The sequence below is a fragment of the Lewinellaceae bacterium genome, assembly GCA_020636105.1.
Classification (GTDB): Bacteria; Bacteroidota; Bacteroidia; order Chitinophagales; family Saprospiraceae; genus BCD1.
Genome location: JACJYL010000001.1, coordinates 146,598 through 168,714, shown reverse-complemented (window position 1 = coordinate 168,714; position 22,117 = coordinate 146,598). Strand labels below are relative to the sequence as shown.

Annotated in this window: 20 protein-coding genes; 11 read left to right on the top strand and 9 right to left on the bottom strand. The window is 43.4% G+C overall.

The genetic code is table 11. From position 1 onward, the window contains the following. Positions 1-10 precede the first annotated feature (10 nt). The 3 genes from H6571_00595 (at position 11) to H6571_00585 (ending at position 3,518) form a co-directional block, all read left to right on the top strand. The gene (locus H6571_00595) at positions 11-1,468 is read left to right on the top strand and encodes a nicotinate phosphoribosyltransferase (GenBank protein MCB9322214.1); all 1,458 of its coding nucleotides are present in this window, start codon (positions 11-13) and stop codon (positions 1,466-1,468) included. 94 nt (positions 1,469-1,562) lie between these two features. Then, entirely contained in the window at positions 1,563-2,279 is a 717-nt protein-coding gene (locus H6571_00590) for an NUDIX hydrolase (protein ID MCB9322213.1), read from the top strand. A 69-nt stretch (positions 2,280-2,348) separates the two neighbouring features. Beyond that, the gene (locus H6571_00585) at positions 2,349-3,518 is read left to right on the top strand and encodes a WG repeat-containing protein (GenBank protein MCB9322212.1); all 1,170 of its coding nucleotides are present in this window, start codon (positions 2,349-2,351) and stop codon (positions 3,516-3,518) included. A 398-nt stretch (positions 3,519-3,916) separates the two neighbouring features. Here the strand turns inward: H6571_00585 and H6571_00580 are convergent, their stop codons facing one another. Next, positions 3,917-5,401 (bottom strand): glycosyltransferase family 39 protein, encoded by a 1,485-nt coding sequence (locus tag H6571_00580; GenBank protein ID MCB9322211.1) that lies wholly within the window; start codon positions 5,399-5,401, stop codon positions 3,917-3,919. A 136-nt stretch (positions 5,402-5,537) separates the two neighbouring features. Between H6571_00580 and H6571_00575 the strand changes: the two genes are divergently transcribed. Beyond that, complete coding sequence (locus H6571_00575; protein ID MCB9322210.1) at positions 5,538-6,122, top strand: tRNA-(ms[2]io[6]A)-hydroxylase; 585 nt, start codon at positions 5,538-5,540, stop codon at positions 6,120-6,122. A 120-nt stretch (positions 6,123-6,242) separates the two neighbouring features. Here H6571_00575 and H6571_00570 read toward each other — a convergent pair whose 3' ends face one another. The 7 genes from H6571_00570 to H6571_00540 are packed head-to-tail and all read right to left on the bottom strand — an operon-like array spanning position 6,243 to position 12,451. Continuing rightward, positions 6,243-6,728 carry a peptide deformylase gene (locus tag H6571_00570; protein MCB9322209.1) on the bottom strand — a complete coding sequence of 162 codons (486 nt, stop codon included), beginning with the start codon at positions 6,726-6,728 and terminating at the stop codon, positions 6,243-6,245. Between the two features lie 9 nt (positions 6,729-6,737). Then, entirely contained in the window at positions 6,738-7,928 is a 1,191-nt protein-coding gene (gene trpB, locus H6571_00565; GenBank protein ID MCB9322208.1) for a tryptophan synthase subunit beta, read from the bottom strand. Positions 7,929-7,972: 44 nt separating this feature from the next. Then, positions 7,973-8,626 (bottom strand): phosphoribosylanthranilate isomerase, encoded by a 654-nt coding sequence (locus H6571_00560; protein ID MCB9322207.1) that lies wholly within the window; start codon positions 8,624-8,626, stop codon positions 7,973-7,975. 9 nt (positions 8,627-8,635) lie between these two features. Beyond that, on the bottom strand, positions 8,636-9,445 hold the full coding sequence (gene trpC, locus H6571_00555; GenBank protein MCB9322206.1) for an indole-3-glycerol phosphate synthase TrpC: 810 nt from the start codon (positions 9,443-9,445) through the stop codon (positions 8,636-8,638). Further along, entirely contained in the window at positions 9,445-10,431 is a 987-nt protein-coding gene (trpD, locus tag H6571_00550; GenBank protein MCB9322205.1) for an anthranilate phosphoribosyltransferase, read from the bottom strand. The genes trpC and trpD overlap by 1 nt, the downstream gene beginning before the upstream one ends. A gap of 14 nt (positions 10,432-10,445) precedes the next feature. Next, positions 10,446-11,027: an aminodeoxychorismate/anthranilate synthase component II gene (locus H6571_00545; protein MCB9322204.1), complete on the bottom strand. Its 582-nt coding sequence runs from the start codon at positions 11,025-11,027 to the stop codon at positions 10,446-10,448. A 5-nt stretch (positions 11,028-11,032) separates the two neighbouring features. Next, complete coding sequence (locus H6571_00540) at positions 11,033-12,451, bottom strand: chorismate-binding protein (GenBank protein MCB9322203.1); 1,419 nt, start codon at positions 12,449-12,451, stop codon at positions 11,033-11,035. Between the two features lie 369 nt (positions 12,452-12,820). Between H6571_00540 and H6571_00535 the strand changes: the two genes are divergently transcribed. From H6571_00535 to maf, 7 genes are all read left to right on the top strand, one after another. After that, positions 12,821-14,437: a tetratricopeptide repeat protein gene (locus tag H6571_00535; protein ID MCB9322202.1), complete on the top strand. Its 1,617-nt coding sequence runs from the start codon at positions 12,821-12,823 to the stop codon at positions 14,435-14,437. 2 nt (positions 14,438-14,439) lie between these two features. Continuing rightward, a complete protein-coding gene (locus tag H6571_00530) occupies positions 14,440-17,694 on the top strand; it encodes an ATP-dependent Clp protease ATP-binding subunit (GenBank protein MCB9322201.1) in 3,255 nt (1,084 codons plus the stop codon). Positions 17,695-17,835: 141 nt separating this feature from the next. Continuing rightward, on the top strand, positions 17,836-18,177 hold the full coding sequence (locus H6571_00525) for a 2Fe-2S iron-sulfur cluster binding domain-containing protein (protein ID MCB9322200.1): 342 nt from the start codon (positions 17,836-17,838) through the stop codon (positions 18,175-18,177). 59 nt (positions 18,178-18,236) lie between these two features. Then, the gene (gene iscX, locus H6571_00520; protein ID MCB9322199.1) at positions 18,237-18,482 is read left to right on the top strand and encodes a Fe-S cluster assembly protein IscX; all 246 of its coding nucleotides are present in this window, start codon (positions 18,237-18,239) and stop codon (positions 18,480-18,482) included. A gap of 37 nt (positions 18,483-18,519) precedes the next feature. Continuing rightward, positions 18,520-19,014: an HAD-IIIA family hydrolase gene (locus H6571_00515; protein MCB9322198.1), complete on the top strand. Its 495-nt coding sequence runs from the start codon at positions 18,520-18,522 to the stop codon at positions 19,012-19,014. A gap of 54 nt (positions 19,015-19,068) precedes the next feature. Next, a complete protein-coding gene (locus tag H6571_00510) occupies positions 19,069-19,998 on the top strand; it encodes a geranylgeranylglycerol-phosphate geranylgeranyltransferase (protein MCB9322197.1) in 930 nt (309 codons plus the stop codon). A gap of 109 nt (positions 19,999-20,107) precedes the next feature. Next, the gene (gene maf, locus H6571_00505; GenBank protein MCB9322196.1) at positions 20,108-20,680 is read left to right on the top strand and encodes a septum formation protein Maf; all 573 of its coding nucleotides are present in this window, start codon (positions 20,108-20,110) and stop codon (positions 20,678-20,680) included. Here the strand turns inward: maf and H6571_00500 are convergent, their stop codons facing one another. Continuing rightward, positions 20,681-22,108 (bottom strand): hypothetical protein, encoded by a 1,428-nt coding sequence (locus H6571_00500; protein ID MCB9322195.1) that lies wholly within the window; start codon positions 22,106-22,108, stop codon positions 20,681-20,683. Positions 22,109-22,117 lie beyond the last annotated feature (9 nt).

Below are 22,117 nucleotides of genomic sequence, written 5' to 3'. Positions count from 1 at the left end.
GCTAAGTAAAATGAGTTCACATCTAAGTAACATATATAAATCAAACCTAAGTCTGCTAACGGATCTTTACCAGCTGACCATGGCCAACGGATACTGGAAAGCCGGAGTGCACAATCGCGAGGCAGTTTTTCACTTGTTTTACAGGACCAACCCGTTCAAGAATCCTTTTGCCATTGCAGCAGGACTGGAACTGGTCATTGATTTTTTAAAGCAATTCCGTTTTAAAAAAGATGATGTAAAATACCTGGCCTCGTTAAAGGGAAATGATGGCATGCCTCTTTTTGAAAAATCATTTCTGAGGTATTTGCGTCGTATGGAATTTGAATGTTCTGTGGATGCTGTTCCGGAAGGCAGTGTCGTATTTCCGCATGAACCCATACTCCGGATACAAGGGCCATTGTTGCAGGCACAATTACTGGAAACCGTTTTGCTGAATATGGTCAATTTTTCCACTCTTATCGCTACAAAGGCCTCAAGAATTACCCGGGCTGCCAAACAAGATGTTGTGCTTGAATTCGGACTGAGAAGAGCGCAGGGGATTGATGGGGCCATCACTGCCAGCAGATCTGCCTTCATCGGAGGTTGTCATGCGACCAGCAATGTCCTGGCAGGAAAGCTATTTGGCATTCCTGTTCGGGGCACTCATGCCCACAGCTGGGTCATGAGTTTTCATTCAGAGCAGGAAGCATTTGAGACCTATGGGGAGGCAATGCCCAACAATTCCATATTCCTGGTCGATACTTATGATACCCTTGAAGGAGTGAAAAATGCCATAGAAACCGGAAAACGGTTGAGGAAAATGGGCTATCCGCTCAACGGCATCCGACTGGACAGCGGCAACCTGGCGGAACTCAGTAAATCGGCCCGGGAAATGCTCGATATGGCCGGCTTTTATAATACAGAGATCGTCGCCAGCAACGATCTCGACGAACACGCCATCCAGGAACTCAAAAAAGCCAAATCCCCCATCACAGTCTGGGGGGTAGGCACGCGCCTGGTTACTGCAGCAGGCCAGGGTGCCTTGAACGGTGTGTACAAAATGGCCGCTTTAAAGGATGCTTCAGGAGCATGGCAGTACAAAATAAAGCTTTCCGAAGACGAAGGAAAAATATCAACCCCCGGCATACTGCAGGTCAAAAGGCTTTGGAATGAAAAAGGATTTCCTGTGGCAGATGTGATTTACAATATAGAAAAAAAATCGGGTAAGCCTCAAATTCATGAAATGAATACGGGAAGAATTTTTAATTTTGAAGGGCTGACGGAATCGGACATACTGGTGCCCATTTTCAAAAATGGAAAGCTGGTATATCAATCCCCAAAAATCGAGGCAATACGCTCACACAGTATAAAACAACAGGCGTTATTTGAACACACTTTTGCCATTGGATATACGGTTGGGTTGGAAACATCCCTGTTTGAAACCAAACAGTTATTGATCGATCAATTAAAAAAACCGGTTTTGGTTTAAATCAACGTGGGGATTTCCTCAGTTTATTATTAAAAACCTAAATTTATCATTTTAAAACTTGTCCCGATCTTTCGGGATTCACCATTTTCCTGCGATGCCATACACCTATAAATATCCTCGTCCTTCTGTAACTGTGGATTGTATAATTTTTGGATTTGATGCCAAAAGTGCTTTAAAGGTTTTACTCATCCAGCGGGCAAATGAACCATTTATAGATAAATGGGCATTACCTGGCGGATTCGTCGATATGGAGGAAAATCTCGAAGCTGCAGCGTTGAGGGAACTGGAAGAAGAAACAGGCTTAAAAGACATTTTTATTGAACAGCTCTTTACCTTTGGAGCGCCCAACCGTGATCCCCGGGGCCGGGTGATCAGCGTAGCCTACTTTGCTTTGGTCAACCTGTCCGAACACCACATAAAGGCTTCTTCCGATGCAAAAAATGCAAAATGGTTTGAGTTGGATAAAACACCCTCCCTGGCCTTTGATCACGAAGACATTCTTACGGTGGCGATCAACAGGCTGCGGGCAAAAGTGCGTTATCAACCTATAGGCTTTGAACTATTGCCTGAACAGTTTCCACTTTCCCAGCTGCAAAGCCTTTACGAAACAGTATTGGGGGTTAAAACCCTCAACAAAAGAAATTTCAGGAGTCGCATCATGAAAATGGGTGTGCTCAAGGAGGTCGGCAAACAGGAAAATGTGGCCCACCGGCCGGCCATTCTTTATAGTTTTGACAATGAAAAATACCAGCAACTGGCCCGTGAAAGATATGATGACCTGATCAAACGAGGGGTTGATTTTGAAATTTAATTTAATGCCTCCAATGACCCGTCAAAATTCCCTGGTTCCGATTTTCCGTTAACCTAAAATGCCTTCCAAATGACTTCAACACTCAATCGTGCGAACATTTTTAGTTTGATTTTTACGTTGTTCCTGTTTTCCTGTCAGTCTGACACTACTGTTAACCAACCCGAAGCAGGGAGCGAATTGCCCGAAACAGACTATACTGAAGAGGTTTACAAATGGGGATTTATCAACAGGCAAGGACAATTGCAAGTCCTCGGTAATTTTGATGATGCCCGTAATTTTTCTGAAGGACTCGCCGTTGTCAGAAAAAAAGGCAAATGGGGATTTATCGATAAATCAGGCATAGAGGTGATCACTGCCCAATACAAAGGAACATGGTCATTCAGTGAAGGATTGGCCCGGATACTTACCTTTGATGACAAAATGGGATTTATCAATAAAAAAGGTACCATAGTCGTCGATCCAGTATGGGAAGAAGCTGCTGATTTCAAAGAAGGAATGGCGGTGGTGAAAACGGACGGACAGTATGGATATTGCAATATTTCCGGAAAATTGGTCATCCCGGCTATTTTTGAAAAGGCTTATGATTTTGAAGGAGGTTTTGCCATCGTTAAAAAAGAAGGCAAGTACGGCTTAATAGATAAAACCGGAAAAATCATCCTCCAACCGGAATATGAAAGATTAGGCGGGCTCTCAGAAGGTCTGATCAGAGCGAAAAAAGCTGGCCAATTCGGTTATTTGGACCTAAAGAGTCAATGGGTGATCCCCCCCCAATTTTCATCGGCCCAGGATTTTCATGAAGGTCTTGCGGTAGCGGGAACCGATGACAAATTGGGGTTAATTGACAAAAGTGGCCAATTTATGGTTTCGCCTCAATTTGACCCCGTATGGTATGCAGGCACAGGGCGCTGGGCTGTCGGAAAAGGCACTCATTACGGCTTTATTGACAGGAATGGAGCATTTATTGTGCAGCCGGAATTACAACTTGTTTACAGCTTTTCCGAAACGCTGGCCGCCTTCCGACAGGATGATTTATGGGGATATATCGACACCATGGGAACAGTGGTCATTCCTCCTGTTTATTATCTCGCATGGGATTTTAAACAAGGTCTTGCCAGGGTAGCTTCGGATCATGGGGTGGTGTTTATCAACAAAATCGGGGAAACTGTTTTAATGCCGCAGTATATTGATGTCAGGGATTTTTCTGAAGGATTGTCCAGGGTTCAGGTTTACAAGAGATAACCGTTTCTTATGCCATCAAATTTTTACCCGGAAAAATCCAATCTATAAAAATATGATGACTGGCTTTTTACGCAGCAACTCCATTCTACGGGCCTTTAAAAAATAAGCGTTAAAATCATTAGAAAAAAATTTGCAATAACCAACCTATTCCCTAATTTAGTGCATTGGAAATCCCCGGAATGAACGGTTGAAAACGGGGCTCAGTCATTTTACCGAAGGATATTGTTAAAAACAAATTGAACGATGTCAAAGTCAACACAGAAAAAAGCAAAAGAATTTGCAAAGCGCAAAAAAGAGGAACGTCAGATCGTCAGGATAGTACTCATAGGCACCCTGGTTTTGATGGTATTAATTTACCTGGCTTATAAAAATTTATAGTACAGGGGGGTACCGGATTTCTATTTAGGTTGAACACTCCAGGTCACCTTTTTGAGTTGGTCATTCCAACCCTTTAATATTACAATCCCTTCTGAAGGTATTTCACTTTGCCCGACAGGGCGAAACAAAATGCTTTTTGGCGTTTTTTCCCATTCATTATCCGCCTCAGTGGTATCCATTTCTATTATTTCGGCAGCAGGAAAGGCTAACTTAGCATAAACAGCAAGGTTTGAAGGTCTGTTTTCTTTCGGAACCGCAATAAATATCTTTTCAAAAAACGGGGCATTTTCCAACACTTCAACCTTTTCTACCAGTCGTTTGGGCAGATTCCGCTGGCTTTCCAACAATGGATACAATTGCATCCAAAAGATAAACATACTCAATACGCCACTCGCCACCGGACCACCGATAAGCATAGTACGCTGGGTTCCGTAAAGTCCAAAAATGCCTATCAGGCCAACTGCCCAGTACATAAAGGAAAAAATCAATCCCGAACGGAATCCCAATCCCCCGAATTCAGTCATGCCGCCCAACATCAGTAAAACCGACAATACAAAGGCAAATAACAAATGAATAATCGTCGTTGCCCTTACCCAGGTTTTAAACGGATATTGCTCATCGGAAAAAAGCAGCATTTGTTTCGTGATCATTAAAGCGAAACCCGCCTGCAACACAGGCGATTGCGCCAAAACAGAAAACAAGATCAGGCTGATAAGCATTAAAGCCATCTCCTCTCCTTTTTTCAATTTGTACAACAGGTCTCTTAGTCCACCTACCCAAAATCCTACAAAAGGGAGTATCCCGATAAAATTAAAGAGCATATACTTCCCGAAATCCGCTCCTGTTGAAGAAAATATCAGCCATTCATTTTGCCAGTGAAGCAAGCCTGAAAAATGAAAAACAATCGTCAACAGTAAGCCGGCGATCCATGGGTTCAATGTTACCAATCGTCTGCCTTGCGGATGTTTCCACCATAAAAAAGCAGCACTCCCCATTAAAAATACCAGGGCCGAAACAGGTTGGACCAGGATGGAAAAAGACAATCCCAGGTAAAACAACCCTCGCCAAATTACATCCGGCTGCTTTAAATACCGGATCATGGTAAAAAAAGTCAAGAAATGAAAGGAGAAGATCCAAATATCCAAAGTGGCCAGTTTGCTCAGCACAGGGATCAAAAAACCGGCCCCCAGCACTAAAGCCGCCAGTAAGACCACCATTTTCCCCAGGTAAGGTTTGGCGATATGGTAGAAACCCAGCACTGAGGCCAAAAACAATACAGCACCCGTTACCCGGGGTACAAAAGGAAAATTTTCTTGTGTCCGGGCGAGGATTTTCATTCCCATCAAGGGTAAAAAAGAGGTTTTATCGCTGGACAAACTCGCCCATAACCAGCTTGCTTCCGCCCCCGACCAAATGGTCATCAAATCGTTGAAAAGGAATAAACTAAGGGAAATGATCAATGAGCAGATCAACAAAAAAGCCCTGAAACGAATTGATATCTCCATAGTATTTTGGTTGCAAAAATGGCAAAATTATAAAGGTGACAAGATTAATCCTCTTTTTTCGCTAAATTTGTAAAAATTAAAATCTTCAAGCAAATGAAGAAAATATTAATTCTACTGATTTATAATTAACGGATTTATGAAACTTAACATAGACGTGGCGGTACCTTCCAAACCGGAATGGGTAGAAGCTGTAATAAACGATTTTGATACCTTTTTGCAAGACCACGCCAATGGTGAACGAAAAGCTTCAGCTATTGCGATGAGTTTTGTGGCGAAGTTCCCTGACCGGGTGGAGATCATCCCCGAATTGATCGAAACCGCCATTGAAGAACTTGAACATTTTCGGGATGTTTACAAACTGATGGAAAAAAGAGGACTTCAACTGGATCATTCCATTGGGGAAGATCTTTACATGAAAGAACTCATCAAACGCTGCCATTCCGGAAGAGAAGAACGATTTTTAGACCGGTTGCTGATCACTTCCGTGGTGGAAACGCGCGGAGGAGAACGCTTTAAACTCGTCTCTGAAGCCATGGAAGACCCCGAACTCAAAAGATTTTATAAGGAATTGTGGGCCAGCGAATGTAAACACGGAAATGTATATGTTAAAATGGCCCTGAACTATTTCCCTGAAGAACAGGTTTATTCCCGCCTCCGCTGGTGGATTGAACAGGAATCAGAAGTCATGCAAATGATGGAGGTAAAAGCGGCAGTGCATTGATTCTTTAGCCTTACTTTTTTTTTTCAAAGTTTAAACCAGGTTTATCATTGAATCATTGAATCATTGAATCATTGAATCATTGAATCATTGAATCATTGAATCATTGAATCATTATTACCCCTACCCTCTCCATTTAAACGACCTGTCATCAATGGCCCGCATGGTGCATAGGATGCCTTCCAGGTGATCGTATTCATGTTGAAGTAATTCGGCGAAGTCTCCTTCAGCATAGATTTGCTGTGGATTCCAGTTTTCATCGAGGTAATGCATCACCACCCGTTGATGGCGCTTCACTCTGACCAATAAATTCGGGAAACTCATACAATCATCCCAAAGCTCAAACATCTCATCGCTCATGGTTTCAAACCGTGGATTGATGAGGATCAAAGGCTTTTCAATGTTAATGTAAATCAATCTTTTCATTATGCCCAGCTGTGGCGCCGCAATGCCGCGTCCGAAGTGGTATTTTGCCCGGATTTCCTCCATGGCATTATGAAGATCTTTTACCCAGCCTACGAGTAGCGGCAACTCTGAAACCTCCACCGGTGGACAATTTTCATACAACCTGGGATCCCCCAGTAATAATATATCTTTGAGACCTTTCATCGCGCAAGGTCATTTTTTATTGGATAGATCCATCCGGTCAATATAGGTCGCCAGATCCTTGTCTCCCCTACCCGACAAACTCAAAACGACCACATCATCTTTTCCAAAAGACAACTTTTCCAGCGCTGCAAAAGCATGGGCGGATTCAAGGGCCGGAATGATGCCTTCTTTTCTGGTCAGCAACATGGCCGCTTCAAGGGATTCATCATCCGTCACGCTAACGGCCTCAGCACGACCGGTATCGATCAGGTGGGCATGTAAAGGTCCAATACCCGGATAATCCAGTCCGGCAGAAATGGAATAGGGTTCAATGATCTGTCCGTCTTTTGTTTGCATCAGGAGCGTCCGGCTGCCATGGATGATCCCTTTGGTGCCCAATACACTTGTGGCGGCAGATTCCCCGCTGTACACTCCCAAACCAGCCGCTTCAACCGCAATCAATCGGACTCCGGTTTCATTCAGGTAATGATAATAAATCCCGGCAGCATTGCTGCCTCCTCCAACACAGGCAATGATGGCATCAGGATTTTCATGGCCAGTCTGTTCCTTCAACTGCCACTTCATTTCTTCACTGATTACTGACTGGAACCGTGCCACCATATCAGGGTAAGGGTGTGGTCCCACTACGGAACCAATAATATAGTGGGTATCCACCGGGTTGTTTATCCAGTCACGGATGGCCTCATTGGTCGCGTCTTTTAGCGTGCGGCTGCCACTCAGGGCTGGTCGGACTTCTGCCCCCAGCATTTTCATGCGGGCCACATTGGGGGCCTGGCGTGCGATATCCACTTCCCCCATATACACGATGCATTCAAGGCCCATTAACGCACAAACAGTAGCTGTGGCCACCCCATGTTGCCCGGCGCCGGTTTCTGCAATAATACGGTGTTTTCCCAACCGCTGGGCCATCAGGATTTGTCCGATGGTATTGTTGATCTTATGCGCACCGGTATGGTTGAGGTCTTCCCGTTTCAAATAGAGATTGACGCCATAATGCGCCGACAATCTTTTGGCAAAATAAAGCGGAGAGGGCCGGCCCACGTAATTTTTCAGCAAATCTTTAAATTCTTCCTGGAAGGAAGGCTCCTGCATCAACCGAATGTAATTTTGTCTCAGCTCCTCTACATTCGGATATAACATCTCGGGGATGAAAGCGCCGCCAAATTCCCCGTAATAACCTCTTTCGTTTACAGCAATCATACTATTTGTTTTTCACGAAGATCAACGCGTCTGACTCGTGTATTTTATTTTCTCAATTTTTGAATAAATGTTTCAACAATATTCAGATCCTTTATCCCTGGTTCCAACTCAAAGCGGCTGTTGATATCCACACCTGCCAGCTGGGGAATGGCGAGTTTGCCAATGGCCTCGACATCCTCCGGTCCAATACCTCCACTCAGCAAAAATGGAGTAAGCCCTTTATATCTTTCCAGGACGGCCCAGTCAAACTTATGCCCCGAACCACCACGCACCTCACTTTTGGTATCAAAAAGAAAATAGGTACACAACCCTTCATAAGCGCGGGTATCCGAAAAATCAAAAGCCTCCTCCACCTGGAAGGCCTTGATAAATTCTGCCCTCCTGATAGAACTAAAGTTCCAGTAATCCTGGATTTCCCTGCAATATTCCGGACTTTCAGTACCGTGTAACTGGACAAAATCGAGTTTAAAATCATGCACGGCATTCAATACATAGTCTATCTTGGCATCGACAAAAACGCCTACACGTTTAATCTCTCCAAAAAGTGCTTCGTTTTGATCCATCCATTTGGAAAGTTTTTTTTCCTCCACCATCCGGGGCGATTTGCGATATAAAATAAATCCCACCATGTCTGGAGCGAATTTTAATACCCCTTTAATATTCTCCGGCTCTTTAAGCCCGCATACTTTTATTTTCATAGTTATCGGTTAGTTTTTTTTGAACCTGGACAAAGATATAGAAACATCCTCAATCAAAGTTTTACAGGCGAGCCCGGGATCTTCCTGTTTCATAAAATATTCTCCGATCAAAAATCCCCGAAATCCTGCGTCACTCAAGGTAGCAATAGCCCTGGCATTATCCAGCCCACTTTCAGAAATTTTAACAAAATCATCCGGAATTTTATCGAACAAATCCAGGGAAGTATCAATACTGACTGAAAAATCCTTAAGATTGCGATTGTTCACGCCCACCATATCCAGGTACGGGTTCAGTTTTTCCAGTTGATCTTCGCTGTGAATTTCCATCAGTACTTCCAGTCCAAGTTCTTTGGCAAATTTGGCCAGTTGGAACACTTGCTTTTTATCCAGGCATTCCGCGATCAGTAAAATCGCATCGGCTCCCAACGCCCTGGCCTCTAACAACTGGTATTCATCCACAATAAATTCCTTGCGAAGAATGGGGCTGTTATTCGCCTGCCTGGCCCGCAGCAAATTTTCATTGCTGCCGCCAAAAAATTCAACATCCGTCAAAACAGACAATCCGATGGCTCCGGCGGCAATATAGGCCGTTGTAACATCCTCCACCACGGCATGGCCGTTGATGAGACCTTTTGAAGGGGATTTCCTCTTGAATTCAGCGATGATCCCTGCCCCAGGGGCTTCTTCCAACCCTTTCTTCATGGAAAATATGGAACGGTGAAAAAGAGGACTGTTCACAAGAGTAGCCACCGGAAGGTTTTGCTTCCCGTTTTCCACCTCCTTCCTCTTTTGCACGATTATTTTATCGAGTATAGTCATTATTTTAGCAGTTTTTTTAGGGTCTGAAGCGCTTTTCCACTTTCAATACTTTCCCGTGCTTCAGCCATGCAATCCGGCAGGCTGGTTTCAGGTTTTATGGTGTGAATGGAAAAACCTGCGTTAGCGATCACCACGTCTTTCTGCGCCACTGTTGCTTCATTTTTTAAGACATTGGTCATAATACCCCTTGCTTCATCGGCAGTTTCGCCCCCGTAAAGATCCTTTTCGGTATAAGTCGGCATGCCCAAGTCTTTAGGATAAAGCAATTGCTCTGAATTCCGGGAACGCCATTTAAAAGGCCCGGTAAGCGATATTTCATCATAGCCATCCAGGGCATAAACGATAGAAAAATGCCGTTCGGTTTCCTGCATGAGGTATTGGTATAATCTTGACAATTCAAGGTTATAGGTTCCAAACAATTGCCATTTGGGACTTACCGGATTCACCAATGGGCCCAACATATTAAAAAAGGTCTTCATCCCCAATTGCCTGCGCACGGGAACCACTTCCTTCATAGCAGGGTGAAAAAGCGGGGCATGTAAAAAACAAATATTTGCCTCTTCAAGTTGTCGCATCAAGGTGTCCTGCTCATTCGTAAATTGATAACCCATTTCTTCCAGGACATTGGAGGAACCCACATTGGAAGAAACCCCGTAACTCCCGTGTTTAGTCACTTTGTAACCCGCTCCAGCTATGACGAAAGCAGAAGTCGTGGAAATGTTAAAAGTATTCTTACTGTCGCCGCCCGTTCCGACAATATCAAAGGTTTCCATGCCCTTCACATCAAATGGCACACAAAGTTCAAGCAGGGCATCGCTAAATCCCTGTAGTTCTGCCACGGTAATCGGACGCATTTGATATACGGTAATAAATGAGGCAATATGTACCTCATGGTGTTCCCCCCGAGATATTTGCAGCAAAATATCTTTAGCTTCCTCCCGGGAAAGGATGGAATGATCAAAGAGTTTGTTGAGTATATTTTTCATCTTTTAAGTTCTTTTTATGCTCCGACACAATGGTCGAAAAAGTTTTTAAGCATGGTCTTTCCGTCTTTGGTCATAATCGATTCGGGGTGAAACTGGACGCCCCGCACCTTATATTCCTTATGTCGGATAGCCATAACCTCCCCTTTTTCATCAATGGCCGTCACCTGCAGGCATTGGGGAATATCGCCCTTCTTGGCTACCCATGAATGATAACGCCCCACATTGATGGTTTCCGGTAATGACCGAAAAAGATCACTGTCTTTTTCGACGATTTTAATGGGTGTTTCCATGCCATGATAAACCCTTTCAAGGTTTTCAAGATCCCCGCCAAAAGCTTCCACAATAGCCTGGTGCCCCAGGCAAACCCCAAGTATCGGCTTGCTGTCTGCATACCTTTTGATCAGTTCCGGCATGATCCCGGCGTCTTTTGGCAATCCCGGCCCCGGAGACAACACAATGGCATCATAGGCATCCACCTGATCAAGGCTGATGGCATCATTACGAAAAACATCCACTTTTTGTCCCAAAATTTCCTGGATATACTGGACCAGGTTGTAGGTAAAAGAATCGTAATTATCTAAAATAAGTATTTTCATTTCCCTTAAATATTTTCTGCTTCCAATAATGCTTTTTTCAATGCACCCAGTTTATTGTTGACCTCCTGCAATTCATTCTCTTCGTTGCTGTCCACAACAATTCCTGCACCGGCCTGGTAGTACAATTTGTTGTTCATACTCAGGAACGACCGGATGACAATAGCCTGGTTCATATTTCCTGATAAATCGATAAACCCCAAAGCCCCTCCGTAAAAACTTCGGTTCTGATTTTCGTAGGTATTGATGAGTTGAATCGCTTTGTATTTAGGCGCCCCGGAGAGTGTTCCCGCCGGGAAAGTATCCCCGAATACACGTATCGGGTTGGTCGATGGATCCAGTTCTCCTTCTACCTTTGAAACCAGATGAATCACATGACTGAAAAACTGGATCGCTTTCAACTGCTTAACCTGAATATTGGAGGCGTGCCGCCCCAGGTCATTCCGGGCCAGATCAACCAGCATGATATGTTCCGCATTTTCCTTGGGATCCTTCGCCAGATCGATGGCCCTTAAAGCATCATCAACACTGTCTCCGGTGCGCTTATACGTTCCAGCAATAGGATTGACCCTGGCTATGCCGGCTTCTATTTGCATCTGGGTTTCCGGGGAGGAACCAAATATCCGGTAACTCCCGTAATCAAAGTAGAAGAGATAAGGGGAAGGATTGATGGACCTCAAAACCCGGTAAACATTAAAATCATCCCCTTCATACCCATGGGAAAACTGCCTTGAAAAAACGATCTGGAACACATCCCCGACCTGGCAATGGTGCTTGCCGGCAACAACGAGCTCTTTGAAGGCTTCATCCGTCAGGTTACTGGTTTCTCTCCCTTTTAATTTAAAATTATGGGTGGAAAATTTTTGCCCGTTGATAAACCTGAGCAATCTGTCCATTTCAGAAGCCTCACCCGGCAAAAGATTTTCAAGCAGGAGCATTTCATCTTTGAAATGATTGATGCTGATGACAAAACGGTAAAAGCTGTAACGCAGATCCGGCAGATCAATACGGCGTTTTGCAGGTTCAAATTTAAGGCTTTCAAAATACTGGATGGCATCAAAATTGCAATGACCAAACAACCCGTTTAGTCCGGGGTAATCCTGCTCATAATCGACTTCGAATTGTTGAATAAAAGCCTGCAAAGCGTCTGGTACGCTATCCAGGTCAGTCACTGGTAATACCTGATGATCAACCGCATTGCCTGAAATCCTGATCTCACCGTTCTGCACCTCGAAGGTGGCCATGGCATCCAGTCCGATAAAGGAACGACAATCTTCCCTGCTTTTAAAATCATTGCTTTCCAGTAATACCGGATCGGTATAATGATCCCTTAGCTTGAGGAACAGGGAAACCGGGGTATTGGTATCTGCCAGTGTTTTATGGTAAATGCCCTTAATTTTAATCTTCGTTGCTGAAAGCGTGTTCATGAGTGTTTTGATTTAGGTCTTGTAATAAAAAAACGGCTTGCCAGGGTAACCTGACAAGCCGTTTTAATCTATTTTATCAAACAAAATTGGCGTATCATTTCACCCGGTCGAACGAATGATTATGCCACCACCAAAATTTTGTATTATTTAATTTATTCATCGCGAAAAAAACATTTGTTTTTTAACAGTGCCAAAGATATGGACATTTAAATTTAAAATGCAAATATTTATTTTTGTTTTTCATTCGCCTCCTTAAAAATGTTATTTTTGTACTAAAGCCAGGGCAAAATGCTTCAAGGGAACCATATTAAGAAATTTCATTTATTTTTTCCTTGTCCTCTTATTTTCCTGTGCCCTTAAAAAAAAACGATGGATACAACCCAAATAATAGCCGAAGTCAAATCCCTGCTGCTAAAAGGCAATAGCCAGGAGGCGCTGTCAAAATTGTATGCCTTTCTTGAAAGCGATGATCAGTATGATGTTTTGGCCAGTGAGGCGCTTCAATTGAAATCACAGCTTTCCAAACTCCAAAAAGACGAATCCCTTGGGCTGGTCAACTATGACAATGCTCAATTGGGCTATAACCGTATTGGCAACAGCATCACCCGCCTATGTGACCGATTGGAAAAGGGTGAATTGAAAGATCCACAAATTAAGGCCCGTCAAAAAACAGGGCTTATCATTGGTTCCACTCTCGGCGTGTTGCTTCTCCTGGCATTGGTCATTTTTAAAGATGCTATTTTCCCTGCTGATCCTGTAACCCCTCTTGAAACAAAGAGCCCCTGTCCTGATTTTGACAAAAATTCTCAATTCAATATTCTGCTTTTGCCATTTTTGCACTTCCGGGGGGAAGAAGTTCCTAACTTTGAGGAAGCTTACCGCCAACGCTTAAATGGCTATAAAAAACGGCTATCCTTTATCACGGATACAAAAATATACCAGCCCGGGGAAAATGAAAAGGTAGCCCCGGCAAGCGGAGAAGAGGCTGAAATATATGCCGGAACCTGCGAGGATACTATTAGGCTAATCATTTGGGGCAATTATGAAAATCTAAGCTCCACCCAAATCATCACCACGACATTTTATAAATTTTTGAACGTGGGGGATCATTTTGTCTTTAGCCAGATCAATATAGACGAGAACCTGGAGTCTGTCACCCTCAATTCCATTTCGAGTATAGTTACAGAAGGAGTAGCCACTGCGGATATTGAACAATTGCTCCTTGGAATCGCCGCTCAACAAATGGGAGATCCTAAGGCAGCCGTAACCCTTCTCGCCAATATAACGCCCCCCGATTCAAGCACTTTGCTGTTATGGGGCATGGCACTCGCCGACAGCTACCTGGAACAAGGTCAGAATGAAGAAGCCATAAAATCCTATGACAAGGTCCTGGCCCTCCATCCGGATTATCGATTTGCGCTCATCAACCGGGCCATGCTGAATTTTGAAACCGGCAACACTGCTGAAGCGGTGGAAGACCTGGACCGGCAAATAAAAAACGATCCCAAAGATCATGCTGCTCGTTTTTCAAGAGCCACCATTTATGTAAAAGAGGACCAGTTGGATAAAGCAAAAAAAGACATTTCTGTCCTTGAATCCGCAAATACCGAAAGAAAAAAGGTGATTCCCCTCAAAAAGGATTACGACCAAAAAGTGACCACCGAGATCCAACGAAAAAAAGACGCTGAAGAAAAACTGAAACAAGACCCCAATAACCTACAGGCACTCAATGTATTATCCGAATCCAGCATACGCCTTGGGGAATACAATACTGCGCTCAACGCTAATCAAAAAATTACCAACATAAACCCGGAAAATAAAGAAGCATGGGCCAAAATAATGTACATAAGCCATGAACTCAATCTCGATTACAAAAAGGTGATCGAAAAAGCCAACCAGGCAGGAGTTACCAATGAGCAGCTGAAATCATTCACCCCAAAGATATACCAGTCCAAAACACTGGAATTTAAAAAAATCAATCAATAAATTTGGCATTAGTAAATTTCAAACTACCGGTCATAGTAAGAGATGTTATAGTCGAAGGTAAAACACAGTATTACCTCAAGCCGCTTTTCATCCCCTTTCCCATTGCCGTTCATCCAAGGTTTTCAAAGGCCGTCAGCCAGTTGAGGCAAGAAATAAAAGTTTTCTTCCGTAATTTTAAAATGGACAGAGAGGAGTCGGACCGGCTGATGTGGTTTTTGTTCGCTCCTGATTATACCTATCGCCAGATTCCTTTTGAATTCAAGCTGGGCAGAGAATGGGTGAAAGGCATTTTTTCGGTCGTCAGTTTCAAATACGCCGGATACACCTTCCTTTATTTACCCTTGCTCCAGCATTATATGTTTATCGCTGAAACGAATGAAAAAGGCCATGTGGATATTGAAGGCCAGGCCAAAAAAGGAATCCGAAACCGTTTACAAAAAATAAAATCAGATTATCCCGGGGAATTTGATGCATCCGATTATTTTTCCGGCAAAAAAGAATTCATTACCCAGATGAAAGTCAACCTGAATGTGGACCAGGGGGCTTTTAAATACGACCCACAAAAAGCCGGGCCCCAATTTGCATTTATGTCTGAAGAAGAATCCTTTGAAGGGGCGGTGGAAGTGGAGAAAGTAGGTTTTGACTACAACAGCCTTTTTCCTGATGAACTCGGCAGAGCCTATGAACGGGAGCATGAGGTGGAGCGACTGGGAGAACTGCTTTATAATGCCAATAACATTCCCGTTGCCATTATAGGCCCTGAAGGGGTAGGCAAACACAGCATCTTAAAGGAAGCTGTGTTCCGTTATTTATCCAGACCAACCCCCGATGATTCCAGGAAACAAAACATCTGGCACCTCAATCCCAACCGGATCATTGCGGGAATGTCCATTGTAGGTCACTGGCAAAAAAGGCTCGAAGCCATCATCGAATACATCCGGCATCCGGAAGGAAAGCATAAACTCCCCGACAAATTATTGTTCGACAATGCCATTGCCCTGCTTACAGTGGGGAAATCTGCCGGAAGTGATCTCAACTTTAGCGACATTATCAAGCCGTATCTTGAAAAAAAAGGATTACAGGTGATCCTGATCGCCACTTTGGAAGAATGGAAGATCATTCAGGAAAAAAACAGGTCATTTGCCGGGCTGTTCCAGGTGTTGAGGTTACAGCCTCCGGACAACGAAACGGCTGTAAAAATCCTTTTGCAAAAACGCAAGCAACTGGAATTAGACAACTATTTGTCCATCACGATCAACGCCATCAGTCAATTGCTGGATCTTCACAGAAATTTCCTCCGCAATAGTGCGCTACCGGGGAGTGTCATTAAAATTCTTGTTCAGTTGGCTTCCAGGTATCGATTCGGCATCATTGACGCTCCTGAAATCAGGGAATCTTTTCGCAACTTTAGTGGGCTGGACCGGCAGCTCATCGAAAAAAACCGCACTTACCAGGAAGGCGAGATCAGAAGCGCATTGCGTGCCCGGCTTATTGGTCAGGAGGATGCCGTGAACGCCCTTGCTGATGCGATTCACCTGGCCAAAGCCAAACTGACCGATAGTTCAAAACCTCAAAGTTCCTTCCTGTTTATCGGCCCGACGGGCGTCGGCAAAACGGAAGCAGCCAAGGCCATTTGCCAATACCTGATGAGCGATGAGCAAAAGCTGATGCGCTTTGATATGAATGAATTTGTGGACGCCGGGGCGGCACAAAGACTGACCGGAACCGCCTTAAGGCCAGAAGGACTTCTGACCGGAAAATTGAGATACAATCCTTTTGGCATTTTGTTATTTGATGAAATTGAAAAGGCACATCCGGATGTCCATGACCTGCTATTACAGATTCTCGATGACGGAAGACTTACCGATGGCGCAGGAAGAACAGTGGATTTTTGTAATACCATTATCATCATGACCTCCAATATTGGCGCAGGAGACATTTCCCATACCCTCGGTTTTGGTAAAAGCATACAGGATATTCGCGCTATTTATACTAAAGCTGTTCAGAATTTTTTTCGCCCTGAGCTCGTCAACAGGATTGATAAAATTGTCATTTTCAATCCCCTTTTGCCCGAACACATTACCCGGATCGCTCAATTACAAATAAAAGAATTACTCAAAAGAGACGGGTTCGTTCAAAGGACTACCATTTTAAATATTTCAAAAGAAGCCCTGGAATGGGTTTCCGAACGCGGATATGATCCCAGGATGGGTGGACGGGCCCTGAAACGACAAATTGAAAATGACCTCACCAAATTATCGGCCGACCACCTGGTTGCAGCCAATGATAATACGCCCATCATTTTCCATGTATTGCTCCGCGACAATAAGCTGGTGCCTATCATTGAAAAGCTGGAATTCTGCCCTCCAAGGACCGACGACTGGCTTCCCCCAATGCCTAATTATTCTGATAACCCTCATGCTTATTATAAAAAACTTCAGGTTGAAATCCAAAGCCTTGACAGGAAAATCAGCCGCATGGAAAATCCGGACACATTGGAAGAGGACATTTTCGGAATGGATTATGCCACGCGGAACTGGCAGTTTTACCACTTCAAGGAACGCATTGCCACTTTGTCAGAAACCATCAATAACAAACTGTTGAGCATCAGCGGCCAATTCCAGGCACATTCAAAATTCCAGGCGCTCCGAATTAAAAAAGCAGCACTGGAAGCCATAAGTAACTGGCCGGCAAGAAACGGAAAAGATCGATTTATTCAGGAAAAATCACTGGAAGAACTCAGTCGGCACCTCAACCAGTTAATGCCCCTCTTTGATGGGATTTCCTCTGAGTTTATCAGCCATTTTACCGACGTTACCCTTACCGGAGTCCAAACCGAATACTTTTTGGGCCAGGAAAAAGAGAATATAGTGCTTGAATTTGAATCGACGATCACAGATCGGGGAGATCATGAAATCGACTTCCTCATGGACCTCTATGCCGAGCTTTTTGAAGGGCTTGATATTCAATTCCAGGAAGACAAAGTGAAGAAAACCCTTTCGGCCGAAGGTTTTGGACTTTCTCCATTATTTGAAGGAGAGGCAGGTCTCCAGCTTTTTTATGCCCCTCACCTGCCTCCGCTCCCTATCCGGGTCAAACTGCATGGGAATTCAAAACCCTTAATGAATCAGAATACCATTTTTCGTCTTTTTTATAACGGTCAAACGGTGCTGGACTTAAGAACCGGCTTCCTGAATGTGGCCAATATGACCCAGGAAGAATTCAAGTTGATTTGGTTCGGAGGCATAAAAAAATAAGTCCGCTGAGAAAAAACAAATTCATAGATTGTTTGTTAGATTTTACGATTAGATTTGCACCAAAATTGAATTACCTCCTTTTGCCGCAAAAAATGCACTAGATTAAGCTGGTAAAAGGTATTTTAAATTTACCATCATTACATGGCTACCATAAAATTTTTATTTGAAGAAGCGGACCACGATCCCATTACGGTTAAAAACGTAGTAGTGGGAAAAACGGTTCTTGAGATTACAGAAGAAAATGATATTCATCTCAACCACAATTGTGGAGGCGTTTGTGCCTGCAGTACCTGTCATATTTATGTAGAAAAAGGGGAAGAATTCCTGGAAGAAATTAGTGACAAAGAAGAAGATTTTATCGACAGGGCAGAAAATCCAAGGCTCGAATCCCGCCTGGCTTGTCAGTGTGAAATTCTGGAAGATGAAGCTTTCATTGAAGTGATCGTCCCAGACCAAAGTGGCATTATCGGTCACGAACACTAGGAAAGTGTCGCTATTTTTATTTTTTACATTCATCAAAAATTCTAAACAACAGTATAATCATGGCTTTTGAAGATTTTGACGATATGCCCATCAACTGGGCCGACCACGAAGATATAGCAATGAAGCTCTACGATCGCTTTGGCGATGACTTTACCGAAAGTAAAATATACAGGATCAGATTTACGGAACTCATGGACTGGGTGCTCGAAATTCCTCATTTTTCCGGAAAAAGAGAAGAATGTAACGAAGGTCATCTCGAACAAATCCAGGCAAAGTGGGTTTATGAATGGCGTGATAATCAGTAATTTTACTCTTCCATACACCTTTTAAACCCTTCAGGACATGAACCTACTCGAAGCGTTCAAAGATATTGATACCTTCATTTTTGATGTCGATGGTGTTTTAACGGACAGTAACTTCCTGATTACAGAAACCGGTGAGTTGTTACGCACGATGAATGTTAGGGATGGATATGCCATGAAACGGGCACTGGATGAAGGCTATCGTATTTGTATCATCACCGGAGGAAACTCAAAAGGAGTCACCATTCGTTTAAAAGCCCTGGGCATCGAAGAAGTCCATAGCGGGATAAAGAATAAGATTTCCACCTATAACCAGATCGTGGAACGCCTGGAATTGGAAGAAGGCGGTATTCTTTATATGGGCGATGACTTACCTGATTATGAAGTTATGCGTAGGGTCGGGTTACCTGCCTGTCCGGTTGACGCTGTGGAAGAAATCAGGGAGATCGCCAATTATATTTCTCCATTTAAAGGGGGAATGGGATGTGTGAGGGATGTCATCGAAAAGGTATTACGCCTACAGGGAAAATGGTAGATTTTCCCGGAGGAGTTAAAAACATTTTTTGAAAAAACCAACGATTGACCCTATATGCTACATTTCCTTCGACTGATAAGAATTCCAAACCTGGTGATCGTTGCCCTGACACAATCCATCATCTATTTTTATCTTATTCTTCCGGGGTTCAAAATTAATGACATCAGGCCTACCCTACCCATACAGCAATTTCTATTGTTTATCCTGGTGACAGTGCTCGTTACCGCAGGCGGTTACATCATTAACGATATACTTGACTATGAGGTTGATCTTATCAATAAAAGAGATGCCGTTATCCTGCATAAGAAAATAAGCCTGCAAACCGCAACCTGGCTCTATTTTTCCTCTAGTGCCCTGGGCTTTTTACTTGCTATTTATCTCGCTTTTTACATCCACAAGCCAGAATTGGTGGTTTTATACCCCATCGCCATTGGAAGCCTCTTTATGTATTCGAAATTACTGAAGAAAATGCCCCTGGCAGGCAATTTACTCATTGCTGCTTTTGCTGCAGGAGTGGCCGGAATTATCGGTTTTGCAGAATTTGAAGGACTTCAACAACTCATGGAAAAATCGCCCGAAACCAGTCTGAAAATTTTCGCTCTTTTGGGGGCTTATATGCTTTTTGCCTTTTATTCCACCCTGTTTAGGGAGATCGTCAAAGACATCGAAGACATTGAGGGAGATGTATCAATGAATTTCCGGACACTCCCCATATTAATGGGCATTGCCAGGGTGAAAAAGTTAGCCATGATCTTTGCAGTTTCACTACTTCTGATGATTGTTGCCGGCGGATGGTTAGCCTGGCCAGCCGTTAATTTTATTGGCCGGATAGTCGTATTGCCCGTGCTTTTAACTACGGGTATTTGGTCTGTTGTTAAACTCTACCAGGCCAGTAATAAAGCCGATTTTCATCATGTGAGCCAACTGACCAAGTTGTTGATGCTTACAGGAGTGCTTCTTTTATTGTGCATAAAAATCATTTAAAAAAAGAAGGCCTCAAGCGCTAAATGGGCGAGGAAAGGGAGCAATATTCTTCCCTTAACTTATTCGCTCATTATCGTCTTTGTTTTAAAACTTCACTAAAAAGACAGGAATGGATTTTCTCAATAAAAAATTAATTCTGGCTTCGAAATCGCCCCGCCGAAGCCAATTGCTAAGAGAAGCAGGATTTACCTTTGAAATAAAAACCCGCGAGGTGGAAGAAATTTACCCCCCGGATCTTCCCAAAAGAGCCGTGGCCGTTTACCTGGCTGAACTTAAAGCCAATGCGGTAAAAGATTTATTAGAAGACGATGAGATACTCCTTACTGCAGATACGATTGTTTTACAAAACGACACCATTTTTGGTAAACCGAAAGACAGGCAGGATGCTGTGAATATTCTAAAAAAGCTTTCCGGCAGTATGCATGAGGTCATCACAGGTGTCTGTCTTTTATCCAAGACCAAAACCAGCACTTTTTCTGTCGTTTCAAAGGTCTTTTTCGAAACCATGACGGATGAAGAAATCAGCTATTACATCGACAAATACCAGCCATACGATAAAGCAGGAGCCTATGCCGTGCAGGAATGGATCGGTCACTGTAAGATCTCCAGAATCGAAGGCACTTACTCCAATGTAATGGGATTACCCATGGAGGCCGTTTACCGGAAGTTATCGGAATTTTAACTATTCCTGGTAATAAAGCTGGACAGATTTCGTAATGCGCCAATGGAATAGCATCCGGGCAGTATTTTCAGAATATTTGGGATTTCTCAAAGGGGTCCACGCCATCACCGGACAATCTTTTTTTAGCAATACCACCGCTTCGTTTGTAGTGGATAATAACTCCAAAGCTTCTTTTTCACAGGCATTTTTATCCAACTCAGGTTGATCGGCCACCGTAAAGACTCCCAGGAGCACTATGAGGGTGGTTATATGGATCACCCGGTATTTTGATTTAAGATTTTTCAATACCAACAGAGAGGAATACCCAAAGAAAAAAAACATCCCCAAAGTCAACGGCAGAAAGGTATCTCTTCTGATGATGAGTGGCCTGTAATCCCTATATCCGCCAAGCGGCAATAACAACAGGTAAAGTAAAGAAAACAGGCCGAACCATTTTAAAAGCTGGAAATACTTTTCACGGTGATCACTCTTACTGATGAGAAAACTATTCAACCCAACCCAAAGCAAAATCAAAGGCATGCCCAGTTTCTGAAAAAGGACCCTGACAATGCCCTGAGGCAACAAGAGAAAGCTTTGTCCAATTGCAATAGACTGGGCAGAAAAATTTTCTTCATTATTTCTGCCGATATATAAAGAATACAGGCTGAAAAATGAAATCATAACAAAGTAAAAAACAACCCCTCCCGCATTTTTAGGGGAATCGAATGTAAAGATTTTGAAAGGGGAAAAGGTGGTCCCATTTTTTCTGCCTTCAAAAAATCCCCGGATCAGTAGCGTCAGGAAACCCAGTAAAACAATTCCAGGAACGAGAGGGCCGCTTAAAGGCAAAATAATGGTTAGTGAGCCCCAAACAAAGTGTTTGATCTTCGTCCATTTCCATGTTTTGGGATACAAAAAGGGTAAAAAGAAAAACAGGGTAAGGCTCAAGGGCAAGGCATAAAAAAAAGTGTACGTGACCGATTGCTCAATCACCCCCATGCTATGGTAATAATAACCGGATGTCTGGAAAAGCGGAGTGATCAAAACGGCTGCCAGCAGAAATTTTTCGGAAAGTAAATTGCTGCGCCCCGAAATCAAAAAGGCCAGTAATCCTATCAAGAATAATTGGATTATTGTTTTTGAAATAGCAATGGCCAGATAAACACTATCAACAGGATGGGTAATCTTTTGCAACAACAAAGGAAAATTCCTAAACAATGCGGAAAGGGTCCAATGCACGAAGAAACGGTTAGGAGCAGCGTAAACTTCATTGCCGGTCAAAACACTAACCCCCAGTGGATCTTTTAATACTTTTTCATAATGAGGGCCGGGCAGGACAATGGCCGTAAAATCACCGTCAACGGGCATGTGCAGGTGCTGTACAAAAGAATAACCCGTATCCAAAAACAACAGGAAAGCCAGGAATAATCGCCGTAAATGTTTATACATACCAGGCTC